Origin of the sequence: Microseira wollei NIES-4236 (genome assembly GCF_020521235.1) — a bacterium.
GTDB lineage: Bacteria > Cyanobacteriota > Cyanobacteriia > Cyanobacteriales > Aerosakkonemataceae > Microseira > Microseira wollei.
Genome location: NZ_BLAY01000134.1, coordinates 1 through 20,315, shown reverse-complemented (window position 1 = coordinate 20,315; position 20,315 = coordinate 1). Strand labels below are relative to the sequence as shown.

Genomic DNA, 20,315 nt, shown 5'->3' with positions numbered 1-20,315 from the left:
TGGCAGCGGTTGCGGCTGGTTGAAGTTTTCAGGGTTGTTCTACGGAAAGGACGCAGAGCCAATTGAGTTACCCAATGTTTTGAATGCGATGTCTGTGTAAACAGATTATCGGTTGCGTTGGCGCAGCTTTGCGCGCAGTGCATCAACGAAGGGTCAAAACAATTTTCTGCCCTTGAAACAGGACTGCCTGGGTTCGTTGCTCGACCGCATAAGGGTTCGCAAGTGCCAGACAGAGAAGCTGGAATAAGTAGCCAAATTTATGGCTATAATTCTGCAAAATTGTCCAACAAAATGAGCAATAACCAAGCTTAATCTGATGGACAAGTTTGAGTAAGTTTTGAGTAGGATGGGTTCGGTCCGAATTAACGCCTGTGGACAAGAAGACTCCGAAGTCCTTGGTAGAAGCAGGAAGTAAGCAACGAGTAGCGATGAGCAACTTGGGATAAGTCTTATAGAACAAGCGCGAAACTTGCTATTAGTCAAAACCGAAAATTCAGTGCCTAACCTCCATCAAAGGGCGCTAAACAGCTTATCCATAACATTTACCTCCTGACTCCCGTAAAAGCGGGTTTTTCAGAATTGTTTGTACTATTACAGGCATGTTTGGTAAATCCGCCCTGACAACGACTGACTGCTGACTCAGTTGTTATTTCACCCAATCCAGTCAGAACTGGATTGGAAGATAGTTGATTCTCAATTGAGAAATTAGGCCATTTCAGCCACAGTAAAAGGCACATCAAATTAAAAAGTTTCAGAGTTAAAATTGAAGAAGTTGATCGCTCAATTGGCTCTCTGAAATATTAAATTTGAAATCGTTTCACGTTGTTTGTGCCGCTTCAATCGCAGCGAAATTTAGAGGAATTTGAATGCCAAAGCAAATTATTATCGCCGAACAACATCGCATTGCTGCTGTATTTTCCGAAGATCAAATACAAGAACTCGTTGTCGCCACGGGGACTCACCAAGTGGGTGACATTTATCTGGGAATGGTGGAGAACGTACTTCCTGGTATCGATGCCGCGTTTGTCAATATTGGAGATGCGGAACGGAACGGATTTATACACGTATCCGACTTGGGGCCGCTGCGACTGAAACGCACGGCGGGGGCGATTACCGAACTGCTGACACCCCAGCAAAAAGTATTAGTGCAGGTGATGAAAGAGCCGACGGGTAGCAAGGGACCGAGGCTCACGGGTAACATTACTTTACCGGGACGATATTTGGTGCTGATGCCGTTTGGACGGGGGGTAAATCTATCCAGACGCATCAAGAATGAAAACGAGCGCAACCGATTGCGAGCATTAGCAATTTTAATCAAACCGGCGGGGATGGGTTTGTTGGTTCGTACTGAGGCCGAAGGACGGGACGAAGAGGCGATTATCGAAGATTTGGAGACGCTGCAAAAACAGTGGGAGGCGATTCAGTTAGAGGCGCAGTCGGTACGCGCACCGGCACTGCTTAACCGCGACGATGATTTTATTCAGCGCGTTTTGCGGGATATGTACAGCGGTGATGTGAATCGGATTGTGGTCGATTCCCACACAGGTGTGAAGCGAGTCAAGCAACAATTACTCAGCTGGAGTGGGGGAAGGACACCCCAAGGGGTTTTGATTGACCATCACCGCGATCGCATCCCCGTTTTAGAATACTTCCGCGTCAACGCCGCAATTCGCGAAGCCCTTAAACCGCGAGTCGATCTACCTTCTGGTGGCTATATCATTATCGAGCCGACAGAAGCGCTGACCGTCGTCGATGTAAACTCCGGTTCCTTTACCCGTTCGGCGACGGCGCGAGAAACCGTCCTGTGGACAAACTGCGAAGCTGCTACTGAAATTGCCCGTCAGCTGCGCCTGCGGAATCTCGCTGGCGTGATTATTGTCGATTTTATCGATATGGATTCCCGCCGCGACCAGCTACAGGTGCTAGAACACTTTAATAAAGCCCTCAAATCAGATAAAGCCAGACCTCAAATTGCCCAACTATCCGAACTGGGACTGGTCGAACTCACGCGCAAGCGTCAAGGCCAAAATATTTACGAATTATTCGGTCGCCCTTGTCCCACTTGTGGCGGATTGGGTCATTTAGTAGAGTTGCCGGGTGAAGGCGAACAAAAGTTAAACACTTACTCTCCTTCTCTAAGTAGTTTCAGAGAAACAACGAAGGAACGCGAGTCGCCAGCGCCATCCAAAGGAATTGGTGAAACTTGGCGCCCTGTAGAAAACCGCAGCGGCGAAGAAGCCTCGCGTTCTCCGTATCGTCCGCTCGAGCAGCGTTCAATGCCCGTAACTGCACCTTACAGCAAAGCCGAAACGTTTGGGCAAGAAACTACTTCGGATCTCGACTTCGCTCCTGGTGCCGACCTGGATGACCTGGACCTGAGCTATCATCCCAACTATCAGGAACGCGGCAATTCTCGCCGTCGCCGTCGTCGCCGGATTGGATTTGGCGAAATGGAGGAAGAGTCCACCGGACGCGGCGGGATGTTTTCTAACCAGGCAGCGGCTGATACGGGGGCTGATGCGGAATGGGAGAGCGATACGGAACCCTCCCCCGCACCGTCGTTTTCACCCACGCCGCTAAAGGTAGGTCGTCCCGAAATATCAGAAAGGCAGCGCCCTGTCAAGCCAGAAACAGCACCTCCGGAGGTGATTACGGTAGAAATGACTCCGGAAGAACAGGAAGTTTATGCGCTAATGGGGATTTCGCCGCTGGTGCGCTTGAATCGTCAGGTGAAAAATCCCAAATCTGCTATTGTTAACGTCAGGTTGCCGGGACAAGGAAACGATTCTCAAAATGATGTAGCCCCAAGGTTGAGGAATGAAGAAGACACTTCAGAAATTCCCAGGGCTTCGTCCTATGGCTTTGAACCTTCCGATTTTGATGGGGAGCCAGATTTTCAGAGCGAACCATTGACAAATGCACCATTATCTGATTCAGATGAAGAGACTGCGTCGCGGGTTGATACTGGCGCCGCCCCATCCGAATCTGATAGTGGGGATAGTTTAATCCGACGCCGTCGCCGCCGTCGCTCTTCGGCAGTGGACGTTGATGGCGAGCGGTAAAATGCTCTGCGGGGGAATGAGGAAATAAAAATGAGCGATCGCACCCTTGCAACTCACCCCATCACCCTCTCATCCCCCCACCCCCTCACCTCCTCTTCGAGCTTAATTGCAGGGGTCGATGAAGTGGGGCGGGGGTGTTTATTTGGTCCAGTGGTAGCAGCAGCGGTGATTTTACCCGATAGGGCAGTTGCGGAACTCGTCGTCGCCGGTCTTAAAGATAGTAAAAAACTAACTTCTGTGGGGCGGAAACGTTTTGCCGAGCAGATTCAAGCTGTGGCGATTGACTATAAAATTGGCTTTGCAAGGGTTGAAGAAATCGACCGGCTGAATATCTTTCATGGGTCATTGTTGGCGATGAAACGCGCTGTGATGAAGCTGAAGGTGCAGCCAGATTTGTGTTTGGTGGATGGGAAATGGCCTATTCCTAATTTGCCAATTGAGCAACAAACGCTGATCAAAGGAGATGAGATTTCGCCTGCGATCGCTGCTGCTAGCATTATCGCCAAAGTGTGGCGCGATGACCTAATAATGCGCTTTGCTCTTAAATATCCAGAGTATGATTTAGCTGCTAATAAAGGTTACGGTACAGCCAGACATTTACAAGCACTGCAAAAACACGGCCCTTCGCGCCTGCATCGTCGGTCTTTCAGTCCTTGTCGTGTCTGAAGATTGTGAGGATAATTCTAATGCGAGAGGTTTTCTCATGCTGACGCTTTATCACGCACCGATATCTCCTAACTCTTGCCGCGTCTGGATTACACTGCTGGAAAAAGGGCTTGAGTTTGAACTGGTAGAGATCAAGTTGGATGGGGAACAGCTTAAACCAGATTTTTTGGCGATTAGCCCTTTTCACCACATACCAGTTTTGGTAGATGATGGCTTTAATATTGTCGAATCTTTGGCAATTTTAGACTATTTAGAGGCCAAGTACCCCACGCCTGCTATGTTGCCGAAAGAGGCAAAGGATCTAGCGGTGGTGCGGATGGTGCAACTCGTATCTGTGAATGAGTTATTGCCTGCTATGACTCCACTGAGTATAGAGAAAATATTCGGCTTGCCGGGAGGAGAGCCAGAAAAAATCGAGCTGGCTTTGCAGAAAATTGCCACGGTGCTGAAGTTGTTTGAGAATTTATTAGATGATCGCCCTTACTTTGGTAGTGAAAACATAACTTTAGCCGAGACTGTTGCTGGTAGTATCATACCCTGGTTGCCTCAAGCGGGCGTGTCTTTGGGTGACTATCCAAAACTGAGTGCTTGGTGCGATCGCTTAATATCGCGTCCGGCGTGGCAAGCTACCTTACCTACACCAGAGGCAATCGAAGCGTTCAAGCCTATCTTCGCTGCTCGAATGGGGCAGCAAAAGGCTGTTTGAAGGATGCAGTTAAATTCCGCAGCGAGCGCCAAATTTACCATGATAGACATTAGAGAACTGACTGCTGTGGACTACGATGATGTTATTTCGCTTTGGGAAAGTACCGAAGGCGTGCGGTTGCGCGATGCTGACAAAAAGGAAAATATGGAGCAGTATCTGCTTCCCAATCCCGGTCTAAGTTTCGCTGCCAGAAAGGATGGACACATCGTAGGTGCAGTTTTGTGCGGGCATGACGGGCGTCGCGGTTATCTGCATCACTTGGCTGTTGCAAAAGCGTATCGCAGACAGGGCATTGCAACTGCACTTGTATCGCGATGTCTCGCGCAGTTAAGGTTAATTGGAATTGAAAAGTGCCACCTTTTTGTACTGGAAAAGAATGCAGAAGCACAGAAGTTTTGGCAAAAATTGGGTTGGTCTGAACGGACAGACATTAAGATGATGTCTCTAAATATGTCCAACTCTTTTAATATTTAAAATTGCCAAAGATGCTGCAAATTGGCAGCCTATCCGAAAACGATAGAGCAGATTTTTCGGATAGGTTCGTACCTTCGTCAAATAATAGGATGATCGGCAGATAACCCCGGCGACTGGATAGAGGGTGCGTTCTCCCGATCAACGGTCGCCCACCGCCGATAATCCGACAGCAACTGATACATCAATCGTTGTTTAATTGTCAGCAGCACGCTCTTGAGCAGTCCGTTACCCGTGGCTTCCAAAATGGGGGCGGGTGTCAGCCAAAGAGGGGGCGGCAACTCGACTTGCACTTCTAAATCCGCTCTTCCTTTAAGATGGGTGATATTGTCGATTTGTATCGGATATAGCTGACCTACCAGGTGCAGCGCGAAGCGTTGATTGATGTACTCAATACCCCGGATCTCGCAGCCGGTTGACTTTAAACGCACCGTTCCGCCTGGTTCAGACCAGACTCTCATATCTACCGTCGGTTGAATCGTCAATGTTAAGAAGCTTAACGGACGCATTTTCAAGCGAAACATCTCCTCGCCGAGTTGCTCGATCCGACTCGAGTCTACCAGAGCGCCTACGAGTCGTTGCGGCTGGCGCAAATAGTGCTGAATCGGTATAGGCTGCTCCGCTACGGCAAGTTGAACGGATTGGCTGGCAATAAATCGGGTATGCATTGGAGAATAAATTTTCAGGATAATTACGTAGCTTTGTTATATTAATTTTACTTTACAATTTATTAAAAATTTAAACGGAGTTTTTTGTAACCTATAGAAATGTAAAGATTTTGGGCTAAGTTTTGCCAACACTGGCTTGTTTGAGCAAAATTTTCCGCGCTGGCACGCCTGTCCCATCATAAAAATTCATATACCAGGGTGGCCTCTGTCTCAGGCAATCAGAAAAAGGCAATATAGTTAGGCTTAACATAACTCGACAAGCCTATGCCCTACGGCAGAGCAAGAGTTAAAAAAACCTAAGATACAACTGAAGGCTGAACTTTATGGGCGCGATCGTTGCACACTTGGGGCCGAATGGCACTTATGCAGAAGCAGCTGCACTAGCTTATACCAAATGGCTGCACCAGAAAACCGGACAAGAATGTTGTTTGCGTCCCTATCCCAGTATTGCCCAATCAATCCGCGCAGCAGCAGAGGGACAAGCGCACCTGGCAGTTGTGCCGGTGGAAAATTCCCTTGAAGGCAGCGTCACGATGACGCTGGATACGCTCTGGCAGTTGGACGGACTGCAAATTCGACACGCCTTGGTGTTGCCAATAGTACACGCGCTGCTGTCATGCGCCGAAAAATTGACAGATATTCGCACGGTATATTCTCATCCACAAGCATTGGCGCAGTGTCAGGGGTGGCTTTCTCAGTTTCTTCCTTGGGTGCAAGTGGTTCCTACCAATTCGACTACAGAAGCAATAGAGAATCTGGAACAAGAAAAAACAGCAGGTGCAATTTCATCTCAACGCGCTGCCCAACTTTACAACGTGCCGATTCTGGCTGGTGCAATTAACGATAATCCGGACAATTGTACGCGGTTTTGGGTACTGAGCTTAAAATCTGTTTCAGAAGCTTTCAATTTTGGCGAAAATCAGGCAAGTCATAGTCATACTTCCCTAGCTTTTAGCGTGCCTGCTAATATGCCAGGAGCGCTTGCCAAACCGCTTTTAGTATTTGCCAATAGAAATATTAACTTAAGCCGCATTGAATCTCGCCCGACCAAGCGATCGCTCGGCGAGTATATTTTCTTTATCGATATCGAAGCCGATGCTAACGAGCCATTTGTTCAAGCTGCGATCGCAGAACTGGCAGCTTACACCGAAACGCTGAAAATCTTTGGCAGTTACAGCATTTTGCCAATTTAGGTCTCTTCTTAATAATTCTTCACCAAAACTTTCAAACTAACCAACTTTGGGTTATTTTGAAAGTTAACCTAAAAATAAAGAGGCAGCCTATATGGATGCAGAGGAAGTGCTGGAGCAATATGCTGCTGGAAGACGTGATTTTCACGAACAAACCCTGAGAGAAGCAAAACTAGAAGGGTGGAACTTAAGTGATATAAACCTCTTTTGTGCGGACTTAAAAGAAGCAAACCTAAAAAACGCAACCTTGATCCGATCTAAACTGGGATACGCATCCCTGAAAGAGGTAAACCTAACTCTTGCAAACCTGAGAGAATCAAATCTAATTGGCGCAAATTTGCGGCTTGCATGTCTAGTTTTGGCAGACCTATCGTTGGTAAACCTGAGCAAGGCCGACCTAAGTGAGGCCAAGTTAACTGGAGTAAACTTAAATAGAGCCAACTTACAACAAGCAAACTTGGCGAATACAACATCGATTGGTGCAAACTTTTACGCAGCAGACCTCAGTCAGGCTAACTTATGGGAAGCCAATCTGACTGACGCTAACTTGGAAAAGGCTGACTTAAGAGGAGCCAATCTAACTGAAGCAAAACTCTTCGGGGTAAATCTTAAAGGGGCTAACTTAAGCGGGGCAATTTTACGCAGAGCTAACCTAGAGAGAGCTAATCTAACCGAGGTGAACCTGGATAAAGCTGACCTGACTGAGGCAATATTGTGTGAAGCTAAATTGGCAGGAGCAAATCTAGAGACAGCCATTCTAAGTCGGGCGGTAAAGTCCTGGTTCAGGTATCCCTGACTAACATCAATACTTCTAGATTGAAGAATTCAAAAATTTGCATCTTTATCAACATCAAAGCTGATGCTAAGAATCCATTTATTTGGCGTTCGCTGCACTAGCATCTGATATCATGTCCTGAGGCAAGGGTTGTGTAACTGCTAATAGCTAATCGCTAATGGCTGCTCTGGAGGCAATTGACAATTAGCGATTAGCAATTAGCAATTAGCCATCCATACACTACCGATACCACCCGACACGATCTGACACCAAAACGCTCAAAATATTCAGCAGCGCTCGCAGTTTTTAATTAATACGGAGGCAAAAATCTGCGAAATCCATGAACTATAACTACAATCAAAAATAACAGATTTCGTAACAAAATTACCGGCATCGGCAGCGATAAAGCACGCTTAGCAGCACCCTGTTTACAAACATCAGCCAATCTTTTCCCAAGCAATTCTATCCACACCTTAGTTCTAGGCCATTCCCACAAACCCTGAAGCCACGCAGTTGGAATACCTTCTTTACCCACAGATGCCCCAATAATACCGCCCAAAATTGCTGCTGTAGTATCTGTATCGCGCCCACAACGAATGATTTCTCGAATGGCTGTAGGGTAATCTTGTTGATGCCTTAACCAAGTTTGAATAACAACAGGAACCGTATCATAAACATAGCCGCTGACGCGATTATTCATCCCCAACTGACTGGCAAAATATGCGGTGCTTTCCCCCGCATCTGCGCTATAGCAAGCTTTTTCGATTAGTTCTAAAAATTCAGCAGCTTCTGCGCCCAGTATATTTGCGAGTTGGCAATAGTAATTTTGAGGATAAACCTGTGATTTGCGGCTCGATAAGTAAGACGCAAATGCTACAGCCAAAGCCCCAAATTCTGCTTTTGGATCGGTGTGGGTTAGTCGCGTAGATGCTCTGACTAATTGGCGTAACTTTCGCAGGTCATCACCATAACAAACACCGATGATAGCACTTCGCATCGCTGCACCATTTCCAGCAGAGAAAACACCAGAGCAATATCCCAACCACAACTTCAAAATCCCTCTTAACGTCCCATATCCAATTCCAGCCGGTAAACCGAGTAACCAAAAACGCAATCCCCAAGCCAAATCTTGCTTAAATATATCGACATTTCCTGCCGAAACAATCAGCGATTGAGCCACTGTACAAGTGTGTTCCGTATCATCCGAAATCATCCCTCTACCAAACAAAAATTGATATTGATTCAAATGCGGATAAAGACGAACTTGCCGACGCTTACTTAACCCTTCATAAGGCAATCCAAAAGCATCACCCACAGCCGTTCCAAGCAAACAGCCAATAATTGACTCACAAGTTGGAGATATCATTTAAACCTCAAAAATTCTCTCTCTATTCTTCCTCTGCGTCCCAGAACTTCATGAACTAATCTCCCATGCAATGACTTACGATGCGCGCGTCACTTTCTTTCCAAATTAGCCTTGGCGCTTCTGGTTGATATCATGTCCGGTTAAACACCCATAGTTAGGAATGACTTGGGAGAGCGGTGACACGGTAAAAAATTTTAAAACAATTGTTCGAGTTGAAAGAGAACGACAGCTCTAAAATAAAACCACCCATGAAGTAGTTTTTTATATTAACTCAAGTTGCTTTAGATGGGGTGAACCTGGAGAATTACCAGCAATTTTTTGGGTTATTATCAATGGCGTTTGCCAAACTAGAAATCTGCCAAAATTTCGTTCGCGTTGGCGGGAATAGCTCTGGGGTAAAATCGACGATGGGCGGTTTGGGCAAGAATGGGAAAGAGGGAGTTGCCGAAGGTATTAACGCAAGTTGCTAGTTATCTTTTTAGGGCTGAAGACAGGTTAATGGCTAATAGCTAATGGCTGGTAGACCAGAAAAATATTCCCATCAGCAATTAGCAAGCTGGCGATTAGCAATGAGAGCAACCCACGATAGTTATAACTAGCAACTTGGGTTATTAGTGTATTTGAATTGAACGAAGCGGGCAAAATTGAAAAAGTTTCATCGTCAGGACTTACGCAAAAAAACAAAGGGCGATCCGAAAAATCGTCGGTGATTAGTCGCGAGATTGACGCATCACCTTTGTTTTTGGCCCCGCGTGCGTAAGTCCCGATCGTATTGGGAGATAAAGCAATGATGGCTCAAATTCGAGACTAAATGTCTTTCTATATGATGGTGACACAACGATGGCAAGCCTCGTAAGATGGGTTGTTTCACTTAACGCATCCTCCGAGGCTGATTACTTCTAAATTACCCGCTCGTTTCCACCATCGACTGGAACTTGTGCTGCGGTCGTATTGGCAAATAAATCGCCGCACATTTCTGCCGCCAATTCCGCTACAGAATGACTCGTCACTTGCACTTTCAAGACATTATTGGTTTTGTATTCTTCCACGGTTAACCCATAATGTTTGGCGCGAGCTTGTAAGACTTCCTCGGTCCACAGTCCGGTATCGAATACCGCGTTGGGATGGAGGCTATTAATCCGGATGCGATCGCTGCCCCATTCCAACGCCGCGACTCGCGCCAATTGGTTCAACGCCGCTTTAGACGCAGAATAGGCCGCAGCGCCCGGTCCCGGTGCGGGGACGTTCTTAGAACCGATAATGACGACGCGACCGCCTTTGGGGGCAAGTTTGAGGAAGGGGTGGCATTCCCGCATCAACACGAGGTTGGCATCGAGGTTGATCGACATGACTTTGCGCCATTCGTCGCTACCGAGTTGGGCAATGGAACGACCTGGGGGAAAGATTCCCGCGTTGAGGATGAGCAAATCCAAACCGCCAAATTTCTCAATCCCCCGTTCTAGGGCGGCTACAATGGCGGATTCGTCGGTGACGTTGCAGGTGATGCCACAAAAATCGGCACGGGAATACAAGTCTTCGATTTGGGGATTGATATCTAAACCGATGACGGCGGCGCCGCGTTTGAGGAGGGAATCGACGCAGGCTTTGCCGATACCCGATGCCGCCCCGGTAACCAGGGCAATTTCGCCAGTAAAGGCTGGGGGTTTGCCGCCTTGGCGCAGTTTGGCTTGTTCCAAATCCCAGTATTCGACGGCGAAGATGTCTTTGGGGGATAAAGCTTGGTAGCCGCCGAGTAGGGTTGCAGATTCGATTGCATCGATGGTTCGATCGTAAATATCCGCCACAATCTGCGCCTGTTTCGCCGTTTGACCGACGGTACACATGCCAAAATCCGGGTCGAGAATTACCCGAGGTACGGGGTCTAGCATGGTTAAATTAGCGGCGGCATGGGCTTGGAAATAGTCTTTGTAAGCGGCGGTATACGCCTCCACATCTCGTCCCAACATGGGGATACGCTTGGTGCGGATGACATGATCCGGTGTCAGGGGGCCTTGTTGGGAAATCGTGCCGATGTCGTCGCGGCGGGCGTAGGCGAGGGTTTTGGGGTTGCGGTAAGTTGCCAGAATCACGGGAAACCGGGCAGCTTGGGAAAGCTGGTGGCGCAGTGAGGCGAGGCTGTGGCGCAGGGGTTTATCCTCGGGTGGAGTCGTGACTTGGGCGGAGGGGGGACTGCTAGCGCCATGTTTGCGGAGGTAGTCTTCGGCAAGGGAGACGAGTTCGATCGTTAGTTCGTAGGATTCGCGGGCAGTTGCGCCAAAGGAGAACAACCCGTGATTCATCAATACCATGCCCACGGTTTTGTCTGTGGCATCGGCGGCAAACTTTTGGGCGCACAACCGGGCGAGGTCAAATCCAGGCATGACATAGGGGATAATGACTAAACGATCGCCGTAAATCTCCCGCATCCGATCAAATCCATTGGGCGTATTGGTGATGGTAATGACGGCATCGGCGTGGGTGTGGTCTACATATTTGTAAGGCAGCGTGGCGTGGAGGATAGTTTCCACGGACGGCGATGGGGCGCTGGCGCGGGTCATCTGGGTTTTCAGTTCGTTGACCATCTGGGGGTCGGAGAGGGATTCTAGTTGTGCCAGTTTCAGCAAGTGAGGCATACGAACCGGGGCAAATCCAGCCGCTTCGATCGTCGCCAAATCCCACCCACTGCCTTTAACGTAGAGGATATCTTCCTCTTCGCCGACAATATTTTTCTCGCGGATTTTGACCGAGGTGTTGCCGCCGCCATGCAACACTAAAGCGGGTTCTCGTCCCAACAGGCGGGAGGTGTACACCCGCAAGGCTAGGTCGTCGCAGTATTGCTGTGCTTCTCGATCGTTCCACAAGCTTTTCATAGGTTTTTCTGTCCGTTTTCCGATAGTTGCGATCGTCTTTCAAATGTTACCAAGTTCGAGGCACGACGGGAAATATTGTTTAGGGAATGTTACTATTTTCGTTCTAAATGGGTTGGACCGAATGCTATATAACGTAAGTTGCTAGTTACATCCAACGATGCTGGTAATGGGTAATGGTTAATTTGTAATTGTCACGATTCTACCACCAATGAATCCAATTCCCAATTCCCCCATTCATCAACCCGTTTTCCGAGTTAATTTCTCCCTGTCAAACCCACGACTTTTTATAAAAACATGGTTGATTTGCCAAAGCTTATAACTAGCAAATTGAGTTATATATTGAGGTTTTGCTCAGGGTAAACGCATCTAATTTACTAGAAATACTCACTTCAAAAAATCTCAAGATCGACAATTCTAAAGATTAGGTAATAAAACGGTAATAAGGCATTCGATCTGTCCACATTCCAATCACTTGCGTAAGAGCAACCTCGAAAAAAAGCTGTTTGATCTATCTCAAAAATGCAATCAGCATCTCATCCCCCTGAGTTGAATACATAAATCCCGTTCCAGCCTCAAGCATGATATCGAAAATCATTTAAAATTTTGAAACTCAACCGAACAAATCAAACCAGAGAATTTTGAGTCAATAATCACTATCTAAAGCGGCCAGACAACGTTTCATTTTTGCCCCTTTAAAACTCTTTGATTGATTAAATTTCCAGATCAACGTCGCATTATGACCAATTTTTATGCTGCATTATCTCGGCTTCGCCTTTATTATTTATATTACATTAATAATTCAAAATGTTTGATTTTCAATAACCCAATGAGCAATCATCATTTTACTGAAAGTTTCAGCTTCGATCAACTAATATAAAAAACAAATGGTTTTATTCCAAATATGTCGTTATAATTTAACTATAAAAATTGTTTTAAAATATTTTTATGACCCTCGTTTATTTGCCTATATTATGGCAGACTTACAGGTATTTATTCGCAGCTTAAATATCCCAAATAAAGGTTTTAACTAAATCGCAAAAAGCTCGGTTTATGTAGATTGTTTAATTGAAATTTATAAGCGTTCAGAAACTTATTGATATATCCGATCTTGATTGGCTTTTAAGGCCAAGATATAGTTCCCCTTTTTTTGGCTAATTTGAGCGGCAATTTCTTTTTTAGTTCCCATTCCATCAAGGTTAACCACAGATTCAGAGATATCTAACTGTTCTAAAAGTCGGGGAATCGCCGTAATTTCATTCGAATTTGAATCTACTTTTTCCTGTCCCATAAGGGGATGATATTGGCAGCACTGACAACAAGCTTTTTGTTTTCGATTTCTCTCATAAGATTGCCAGATAGTTTTTCCATCAATCCCGATGACTTTGAATCCCAGTTTTTCGGTTATGCTTTCAAGCAAACTCGAAAAGCTAGCTTGAAAGTCTTGAGGAGATAAAGCAGCAAATACACGACTAAAAGTATCGTGAGAAAAACTTCCATTTTTTAAGTAAATAAAATTTTTCAACCATTCTTCTTTAGCTTTTCCATAGGTTTCTATGGCTGCCCATCCTTCAGAGCCACTGAGAACAGCTAGCAAAGCAATAGCCATGATATCTAGTAACTCAAGTTGCTAGTTATATCTCTGGGAGCGGCTAATGGCTAATGGCTGGCTAATGTCAGTAAAAATGCTTTATTAGCAATTAGCAATTAGCCATTAGCAACGCCCTTGTTTATAACTAGCAACTTGCGTTAGTAATAAATGATGTTTAGTTCTCATAACTTACGCAGCCAAACCATATATAGTGTTGCTGGGGCGTTACGCTTGGGTAACGCCCCCTACATTTAGAGTTTATGCGTAAGTACTGGGTCTTTCAACTCTTGGGTCTTTAATATGACCGAAGTTCTTTTGAAGGCTGGCTTGAAGTTTCTCTTCGTTTCCCTGAGCTTCTTCTTTGACAGTCGAGAATGCTTATTTCATATTTTGGGTGAAAATTTTTCACAAATACTATCTTGTTTTCTGGCTGTTTGCCTGGTTGGGCTTAGACTTGATTTGGGGATTTATTTCTGGGATATTTGCTACTATTTTAGATGCGGTTAACCTACCAGATTTAAGAATCGATATCGAATGCGGTCATTCGTATATCCACAATTTTTGGCTCAACTGGGATGGATGGAATATGTTAAGTCACGGGAAATTCCAGACGGGTTTGTTATTAAGCAGGCTCGAATTGTCCGCAAGGCATCTGGATATTTCGTGATGCTGACCTTGGAATGCGATGTTTCTTTCCCCGATGTCATGGCTCACGGTCATCCGATTGGCATTGACTTGGGACTAGATAAGTTTGTCGCAACATCTGATGGCGACGTGGTAGATAGACCGAGATTCTTCAAGGTGCTGCATAGGAAGCTGCAATTGCTCCAACGCAGATTGAAGCACAAAAAGAAAGGGTCTTTCAATCGCCACAAACTCAATCAGAAAATTGCACGATTGCATCAGCACATCAGCGACACCCGAAAAGACTGGCACTTTAAATTAGCTCACAAACTGTGTGACGGTGCTGGAATGATGTTTGTTGAGGACATCGACTTCCTGGCTTGGGCAAAAGGGATGCTGGGAAAACATACCTTAGATGCTGGTTTTGGGCAGTTCCTCAACATCTTGCAATGGGTGTGTTGGAAGCGTGGCGTGTATTTTGCCAAAGTCAACAAGGATTACACGTTGCAAGGCAAGCTCACAATGTGATGCCGATACGGGTAAGAAAAACCTTAAAGACAGGGTTCATTCTTGCCCTGAGTGTGGTTACACAGTTCATCGTGATGTAGCTGCGGCACAAATTGTCCGCAATCGTGGACCCTCTGGGGTGGGACGCATCCTGGAAAACAAAGAAAATGCCTGTGGAGATGGTCTGGCGGGAACCCGAAACCCTCTAGTTAAGAATCCGAGAAACAGGAAGAAAGGTGACTCGGCGTGTCTATTGACCGCCGAGTAAGATCCTTTTAAGAATCCCCCTGATTCATCTGGGGGAGAACGTCAAGGTAATTCTCTGGTACGTCGCCGCGTCTTTTCGGCTCTTGTGTCAGTAACTCCAGACCACAGAGCTTATAAGAGATGGTAGGGCTGTGTTAATATGAGAGACTGCTGTATCGTATCGATTGAAAATTTCCATCCATGCCTTTGTCGCATCAGCGCAAACAAGAACTGATCTCGGAATACCAAGTCCACGAAACCGACACCGGATCGACTGACGTGCAAGTCGCGATGCTAACGGATCGCATCAACCGACTCAGCGAGCATCTCAAACTTAACGATAAAGACCATTCCTCCCGCCGAGGCTTGTTGAAGCTCATCGGTCAGCGCAAGCGCCTTCTGTCCTACTTGCAAGAGGAAAGCCAAGAGCGCTATCAAGCTTTAATCGGTCGTCTTGGCATTCGTGGTTAGGGAGGCATCCGGTTCATGTCTACGGAACAAGAACCAGCGAGGGAGGCTTCCCAAAGGGATCGCCTCCCCTTTGAACCTGCTAAGAAACGTCAAAAACCCGCTAAAAAAACTCCAGCACCCGTAGAAACGGCCGACAAGAACCGCAAAAAAACTCCAGTTTCCCAAGCAGAAATGGCAATTCCAGCCGCCGTCAGCCAGCGCATGGCACGGCGGATGGCTTTCTTCTGCGGTATTCCTACGGCTTTGGGCATGTTAACTTTTGTGGTCAGCTATTTTGTCCTGACCAATGCTTGGTTTAATCTGCCCAATAGTGCCGTTGTCCTAGTGAGTATGGGCTTTTTTGGTCTAGGGGTCTTGGGGTTGACCTATGGCGTTCTTTCCGCTTCTTGGGATGAAAACGAACCAGGGAGCCTGTGGGGTTTCCAAGAATTTACTACCAACTGGGGACGGATGACCGCAGCATGGCGGGCTTCAAGGCAAAAAAACTAGACTGGTCAATTGTCAGTTGTTTTTTCCACTGACGACTGACGACTGACCCATGACAAAATTTGCCATTATGGCTGAATTCAACCGGGCGTTTCTATTACGCTAGGAATGGCTGATAAATTCCTAACTGATTAGCTTAAGACCTTTTGTAAACAAGCAACTTAGCAGGTTCTTAAACATGATTGTAGTAATGAAAGTCGGCTCGCCAGAAGCCGAAATTAACCGGGTCAGCGACGAACTTACAACTTGGGGTTTGTCGCCAGAAAAAATTGTTGGGAAACACAAAGTAGTAATTGGTTTAGTCGGCGATACTGTTGATTTAGACCCTTTGCAAATTCAGGAAGTTAGCCCCTGGATCGAGCAAGTGCTGCGGGTAGAGCAGCCGTTTAAGCGCGCCAGCATCGAGTACCGTCACGGCGAACCCAGCGAAGTAGGGGTTCCCACGCCGAACGGAACCGTTTATATTGGGCAGAATCACCCCTTGGTCGTCGTGGCTGGGCCTTGCTCGGTAGAAAACGAAGAGATGATAATCGAAACTGCGCGCCGTGTCAAGGCAGCAGGCGCACAATTTTTACGCGGTGGTGCTTATAAACCCAGAACTTCGCCTTATGCTTTCCAAGGACATGGGGAAAGTGCCTTGGAATTGTTGGCAGCAGCGCGGGAAGCGACGGGATTGGGTATTATTACAGAATTGATGGATGCCGCTGAATTGCAAATAGTGGCAGAATACGCGGATGTAATCCAAATAGGCGCCCGCAATATGCACAATTTCTCGCTGTTGAAGAAAGTCGGGGCGCAAGATAAGCCGATTTTGCTCAAGCGGGGGATGGCGGCGACGATTGAAGATTGGCTGATGGCAGCTGAGTATATCTTGGCAGCGGGTAACCCGAAGGTGATTTTATGCGAACGGGGTATCCGCACGTTTGACCGGCAGTATGCGCGCAATACATTAGATTTAGCAGTATTACCCGTGTTGCGAAGTCTGACTCACCTGCCGATTATGATCGACCCCAGTCACGGAACCGGACGCGCCGAGTACGTGCCAGCAATGGCGCTGGCAGCGATCGCAGGTGGTGCAGACTCGCTGATGATCGAAGTCCACCCGAACCCCGCCAAAGCGCTTTCTGATGGCCCTCAATCCTTGACTCCAGAACGGTTTGACCGTTTAATGCAGGAAATGGCTGTGATTGGCAAGGCAGTAAATCGCTGGCCTCAACCTGCGGTGGCGGCGATCGCATAATCCCACAACCTACCAAAAATCTCGCATCTTCTGCAAATACTTAGGGGCAGTTCTCTGAATTGCCCCTAAATTATAGAGCAGTCCGCGGTTACCCCGCGTATGCGCGACCGGGGTAACCGCGTGAGACTTCAGTCTCACGAACTTTTCGTTCGGTAAGACACAAGCAATCTTAAGTTTGATTGCAATACACTTGCATTTTATTAAAAGTCAAGCTATGATTTATTGCCAAAAAAGATTCAAACATGCTAGCTCGGACAAAAGATGGGATGCTGTTGATTTGAAAGGCCAAGTATCTCGCTGCAAAGCAAGGAAAGGCCGTAATTGAAATCCACCGCGCTGCTTCCATCAGTCGCAACAGCGAGAAGTTTCTCGCCCGCCAAGCATCAAAAGGTACGTGGGGACTCCGCGAAACCTGAACCTACTGGCTCTCTTCGCCCAAAAAATGTAAGGAGAAATCACCATGCTCTTGTAGCAAAAATGGTGAGCCTGGGAACCCTAGCAATAGGGATATTAAGATCGAAATGTCTTAAGAATCTCCGCGTCTTTAGACCGGAGAGTGTCAAGCACTATCTGTAGGGTGCGTTAGCGCTAGCGTAACGCACCACCATACTTGGCGTCGATGCGTGAGTCCTAATACATACAACGGCACAAACAGCCTATTTGGTTGCTAAGAAAAAACCGCCAATCTTTCAAACTATCCATTAGCAATTAGCAATTAGCAATTAGCAATTCCCTATTCTACCACTTGAATCAACGCTGAAAGTGCCGCTAATTGAGTAGTATCAACTGCCTGTACTCCTCCAGGAATAACATCAATACCAGCGCGAGTCATTTCATCCAAATCTCCCAGTAAATTATCTACCACCGCCACAGGTTCATCATCGGCAAGTCCCAACGGCGAACCCCTACCAAGATTGCGACTTCTAGCAATATTTTGCAATCCTTTTAACGCACTGCGCAGGGGTTTAACGCTTGCCAATACCAGCACTTCTAAAGTACCAGATGGCCCCCGCAAGCGGAATTGAAAACTATCATTCGGTTGCGGAATGGCAATCAAATTTCCAGCAGCAACTAAAGCCGCATCTTCTGGCGCATCCCAGTCGCGGGGAAATAACACAACCAAGTTGCCGCTAGAATCAATTAAGACAGCACTAATATAAAGATTGCGCTCTTCGTTATTTTGAATTTGAATTTGAATATCCGTTCCCGGTTTAAATTGAATAGTCTGGGAGAAACTAGCAATTTGCGATTCTTGATTGCCGCGACTGGCGACGATGCCGGATGCACCTTGATTATCGATAGATTTGATCGTAGTGCGAACCTTTAAAGCTGAAGATTCTCCCGTAATCAGCGTTCTTAAAATCCGTCCTGCTAACAACGATCTTAGTTGCGATCGCAATCTCTGTTGAATAGCTTCTTCAATTGATTCTCCCACCCGACCAAACGAACCGATTACGGGTTCGCGTCCTGCTGTAAATAACCCAACTGCACCCACAGGTGGCGGATTGGAAATCGATTGTTGTTGGAATTGGCGCAAATCTTCCTCCGTCACCCGCCCCAAAATATAGTGCAATTCACCTCTTTGCGCGATGGGGACAACTTCCATCCGATTGACTGTTGTAATAGCTGTTTGTGCTTTTGCCTTTTCCGCACCCAACGCCTCATCTAAACCCAGTTTAAGGGTTAAATTCGTAGGAATTCCCCGCACTCGTTCGCGCAACAAAACACCATCTTTAATAACACTGGGCGACGTGTCTTGAATAACTTTACCATATCCCACTAATCCGACGCGAGATTGTTGTTCGATTTGTCCGATTTCTTTGCCTTGATTATCAATTAAGCTAAAGATTGAACCAGCTTGAAACGCTTCTAAACTTTGGGATGCCACCCCACCTAACCAAAATTCTATTTGGTTACCCGGTTTGCGGATAATTCCTTCAGCGCCAGGAGTGATTTTTTCGCTAAAATATAGAGGTTTTTGCTGATTATTACTTCCCGGTTTTACTTCTAATTCTGGTTCTTGAATAATCGATGATGACTCTGCCAAATCGCGAGTACGCATTGCCAGATTCACAAAAATATTACCGACGGTATCGTTGCGAGTTTGCTGCCAAAGATAGCGAGTTAGTAAATAAGTAAAAGCACCCGCGCTAAACCCTGAAAAGGGTGCATCTGTGGCAGCTTGGTTATCTTTAGCGGCAGTTAATGCAACCCCTTTGGCAATTCCTTTTTCTCGACGCTGTTGAAACTCTTGGGGAGAAAGATTAAGCTGTTTTAGCCACTTTTGCTGATACTCAAATTCTTCTGGACTTACTTGCAGGTCTCCACCCCGATCTAGACGGGCAGAACGGATAACTAAATTACCCCGATCTCCTCCTCCAGAATAACAGCTATCCAAAACAATTGTCAGGTTTTCGGTTGGGACGGCAGACATTAATAAAAATAGCGTCTGTCCCATAATGTCTCGAACTAGATTCGGCGATTCTGTAATCGTATCAATGGGTACTAAAGTGCTGTTGAGTTTCTTGTTACCAATTGGGTTAGGATCGATGACTCGCGAACCGTGTCCAGAGAAGTGAAAAACGACGATATCGTCAGGTTTAGCTTGTTTAATTAAATGTTCTTCAAAAGCGGCGATCATTCCACTGCGGGTTGCTTTTGTATCTGTAACTTCTAGAAGATCTTTGGGATTAAAACCAAAGCGGTGGATGAGTAATTCTCGCTGCATTTCTACATCGGTGAGACATCCTCGCAAGGGTCGAATTCCAGAGTTGTAATTATTAATCCCAACTAATAAAGCGAGTTTGCGCGATGTGCTTTGCGCCAGTACCTTTCCGTAGCGATTTGCACCGTGGATCAAGTCGAGTTGACTGATGCCTAAAGAGGCGAGGAGAGAACTGCTAAATTGGAGGAAGTGACGGCGCTTCATATTATGAATTATTGGGTAGATTGCCGAAGCGAGTTTGATACTGTTCTAACAATGATTCCTATAATTGACGCTGCTGTTGTGCAGATCTTTCCTTCTCTTCTGGAAACTGATACCGACCAGCCTAATCATAACAATACAACCATTCCTGTTTCAACCCGCAGTAGCTGTAGGGGCACGGCACGATTAATGCTCAACCTTAAACCAGAATATATCTGACGCCGTGCCCCGACAAAATTGATCGATTTGCAGATCCCACATCCTGTAGGGGCACGGCACGATTAATGCTCAACATTAAACCAGAATATATCTGACGCCGTGCCCCGACAAAATTGATCGATTTGCAGATCCCACATCCTGTAGGGGCAAGGCACGATTAATGCTCAACCTTAAACCAGAATATATCTGACGCCGTGCCCCGACAAAATTGATCGATTTGCAGATCCCACATCC

Annotated in this window: 16 protein-coding genes and 1 pseudogene; 11 read left to right on the top strand and 6 right to left on the bottom strand. The window is 46.5% G+C overall.

Translation table 11 applies throughout. The annotated features are described in order from the left end of the window. Positions 1-542 precede the first annotated feature (542 nt). Positions 543-740, bottom strand: a complete 198-nt coding sequence (locus MiSe_RS33830) for a hypothetical protein (protein ID WP_226588398.1) — start codon at positions 738-740, stop codon at positions 543-545. A gap of 126 nt (positions 741-866) precedes the next feature. Between MiSe_RS33830 and rne the strand changes: the two genes are divergently transcribed. The 4 genes from rne to MiSe_RS33810 are packed head-to-tail and all read left to right on the top strand — an operon-like array spanning position 867 to position 4,908. After that, positions 867-3,062 (top strand): ribonuclease E, encoded by a 2,196-nt coding sequence (rne, locus tag MiSe_RS33825; protein ID WP_226588396.1) that lies wholly within the window; start codon positions 867-869, stop codon positions 3,060-3,062. A 30-nt stretch (positions 3,063-3,092) separates the two neighbouring features. Beyond that, the gene (locus tag MiSe_RS33820) at positions 3,093-3,728 is read left to right on the top strand and encodes a ribonuclease HII (RefSeq protein ID WP_226588394.1); all 636 of its coding nucleotides are present in this window, start codon (positions 3,093-3,095) and stop codon (positions 3,726-3,728) included. 37 nt (positions 3,729-3,765) lie between these two features. Then, positions 3,766-4,434, top strand: coding sequence for a glutathione S-transferase family protein (locus MiSe_RS33815; protein WP_226588392.1), 669 nt, complete (start codon positions 3,766-3,768; stop codon positions 4,432-4,434). Positions 4,435-4,437: 3 nt separating this feature from the next. Continuing rightward, the gene (locus tag MiSe_RS33810; RefSeq protein WP_226588390.1) at positions 4,438-4,908 is read left to right on the top strand and encodes a GNAT family N-acetyltransferase; all 471 of its coding nucleotides are present in this window, start codon (positions 4,438-4,440) and stop codon (positions 4,906-4,908) included. 77 nt (positions 4,909-4,985) lie between these two features. Here the strand turns inward: MiSe_RS33810 and MiSe_RS33805 are convergent, their stop codons facing one another. After that, entirely contained in the window at positions 4,986-5,573 is a 588-nt protein-coding gene (locus tag MiSe_RS33805) for a DUF1997 domain-containing protein (protein WP_226588388.1), read from the bottom strand. Positions 5,574-5,896: 323 nt separating this feature from the next. Between MiSe_RS33805 and pheA the strand changes: the two genes are divergently transcribed. Beyond that, positions 5,897-6,766: a prephenate dehydratase gene (pheA, locus tag MiSe_RS33800; RefSeq protein ID WP_226588386.1), complete on the top strand. Its 870-nt coding sequence runs from the start codon at positions 5,897-5,899 to the stop codon at positions 6,764-6,766. A 91-nt stretch (positions 6,767-6,857) separates the two neighbouring features. Next, positions 6,858-7,559, top strand: coding sequence for a pentapeptide repeat-containing protein (locus MiSe_RS33795; RefSeq protein ID WP_226588384.1), 702 nt, complete (start codon positions 6,858-6,860; stop codon positions 7,557-7,559). A gap of 289 nt (positions 7,560-7,848) precedes the next feature. Here MiSe_RS33795 and MiSe_RS33790 read toward each other — a convergent pair whose 3' ends face one another. Next, a complete protein-coding gene (locus MiSe_RS33790) occupies positions 7,849-8,904 on the bottom strand; it encodes an ADP-ribosylglycohydrolase family protein (protein WP_226588382.1) in 1,056 nt (351 codons plus the stop codon). 290 nt (positions 8,905-9,194) lie between these two features. Between MiSe_RS33790 and MiSe_RS33785 the strand changes: the two genes are divergently transcribed. Continuing rightward, positions 9,195-9,374 carry a hypothetical protein gene (locus MiSe_RS33785; RefSeq protein WP_226588380.1) on the top strand — a complete coding sequence of 60 codons (180 nt, stop codon included), beginning with the start codon at positions 9,195-9,197 and terminating at the stop codon, positions 9,372-9,374. Between the two features lie 429 nt (positions 9,375-9,803). On the opposite strand, the gene MiSe_RS33780 is transcribed toward MiSe_RS33785, so the two are convergent. Both MiSe_RS33780 and MiSe_RS33775 read right to left on the bottom strand, forming a co-directional pair. After that, a complete protein-coding gene (locus MiSe_RS33780) occupies positions 9,804-11,774 on the bottom strand; it encodes a bifunctional aldolase/short-chain dehydrogenase (protein ID WP_226588378.1) in 1,971 nt (656 codons plus the stop codon). Positions 11,775-12,864: 1,090 nt separating this feature from the next. Further along, positions 12,865-13,383, bottom strand: coding sequence for an ISAs1 family transposase (locus MiSe_RS33775; RefSeq protein WP_307731594.1), 519 nt, complete (start codon positions 13,381-13,383; stop codon positions 12,865-12,867). A gap of 492 nt (positions 13,384-13,875) precedes the next feature. Here MiSe_RS33775 and MiSe_RS33770 point away from each other — a divergent pair. The 4 genes and pseudogenes from MiSe_RS33770 to aroF all read left to right on the top strand — a co-directional run. Continuing rightward, a pseudogene (locus MiSe_RS33770) lies at positions 13,876-14,761 on the top strand (RNA-guided endonuclease InsQ/TnpB family protein); the annotation flags it as partial. 179 nt (positions 14,762-14,940) lie between these two features. Beyond that, positions 14,941-15,210 (top strand): 30S ribosomal protein S15, encoded by a 270-nt coding sequence (gene rpsO / locus MiSe_RS33765; protein WP_226588374.1) that lies wholly within the window; start codon positions 14,941-14,943, stop codon positions 15,208-15,210. Between the two features lie 15 nt (positions 15,211-15,225). After that, on the top strand, positions 15,226-15,699 hold the full coding sequence (locus MiSe_RS33760) for a PAM68 family protein (RefSeq protein ID WP_226588372.1): 474 nt from the start codon (positions 15,226-15,228) through the stop codon (positions 15,697-15,699). A gap of 175 nt (positions 15,700-15,874) precedes the next feature. Further along, on the top strand, positions 15,875-16,936 hold the full coding sequence (gene aroF, locus MiSe_RS33755; protein WP_226588370.1) for a 3-deoxy-7-phosphoheptulonate synthase: 1,062 nt from the start codon (positions 15,875-15,877) through the stop codon (positions 16,934-16,936). A gap of 733 nt (positions 16,937-17,669) precedes the next feature. Here aroF and MiSe_RS33750 read toward each other — a convergent pair. Beyond that, the gene (locus MiSe_RS33750) at positions 17,670-19,865 is read right to left on the bottom strand and encodes a caspase family protein (RefSeq protein WP_226588367.1); all 2,196 of its coding nucleotides are present in this window, start codon (positions 19,863-19,865) and stop codon (positions 17,670-17,672) included. Positions 19,866-20,315: the final 450 nt, after the last annotated feature.

What these genes read in the sequence shown, in the direction of transcription:
- MiSe_RS33810 (WP_226588390.1), top strand. Translation starts at nt 4,438, where the DNA reads ATGCAGTTAAATTCCGCAGCGAGCGCCAAATTTACCATGATAGACATT.
- MiSe_RS33805 (WP_226588388.1), bottom strand. Translation starts at nt 5,573, where the DNA reads ATGCATACCCGATTTATTGCCAGCCAATCCGTTCAACTTGCCGTAGCG.
- MiSe_RS33780 (WP_226588378.1), bottom strand. Translation starts at nt 11,774, where the DNA reads ATGAAAAGCTTGTGGAACGATCGAGAAGCACAGCAATACTGCGACGAC.
- MiSe_RS33795 (WP_226588384.1), top strand. Translation starts at nt 6,858, where the DNA reads ATGGATGCAGAGGAAGTGCTGGAGCAATATGCTGCTGGAAGACGTGAT.
- MiSe_RS33760 (WP_226588372.1), top strand. Translation starts at nt 15,226, where the DNA reads ATGTCTACGGAACAAGAACCAGCGAGGGAGGCTTCCCAAAGGGATCGC.
- MiSe_RS33750 (WP_226588367.1), bottom strand. Translation starts at nt 19,865, where the DNA reads ATGAAGCGCCGTCACTTCCTCCAATTTAGCAGTTCTCTCCTCGCCTCT.
- MiSe_RS33815 (WP_226588392.1), top strand. Translation starts at nt 3,766, where the DNA reads ATGCTGACGCTTTATCACGCACCGATATCTCCTAACTCTTGCCGCGTC.
- rpsO (WP_226588374.1), top strand. Translation starts at nt 14,941, where the DNA reads ATGCCTTTGTCGCATCAGCGCAAACAAGAACTGATCTCGGAATACCAA.
- MiSe_RS33790 (WP_226588382.1), bottom strand. Translation starts at nt 8,904, where the DNA reads ATGATATCTCCAACTTGTGAGTCAATTATTGGCTGTTTGCTTGGAACG.
- rne (WP_226588396.1), top strand. Translation starts at nt 867, where the DNA reads ATGCCAAAGCAAATTATTATCGCCGAACAACATCGCATTGCTGCTGTA.
- pheA (WP_226588386.1), top strand. Translation starts at nt 5,897, where the DNA reads ATGGGCGCGATCGTTGCACACTTGGGGCCGAATGGCACTTATGCAGAA.
- aroF (WP_226588370.1), top strand. Translation starts at nt 15,875, where the DNA reads ATGATTGTAGTAATGAAAGTCGGCTCGCCAGAAGCCGAAATTAACCGG.
- MiSe_RS33820 (WP_226588394.1), top strand. Translation starts at nt 3,093, where the DNA reads ATGAGCGATCGCACCCTTGCAACTCACCCCATCACCCTCTCATCCCCC.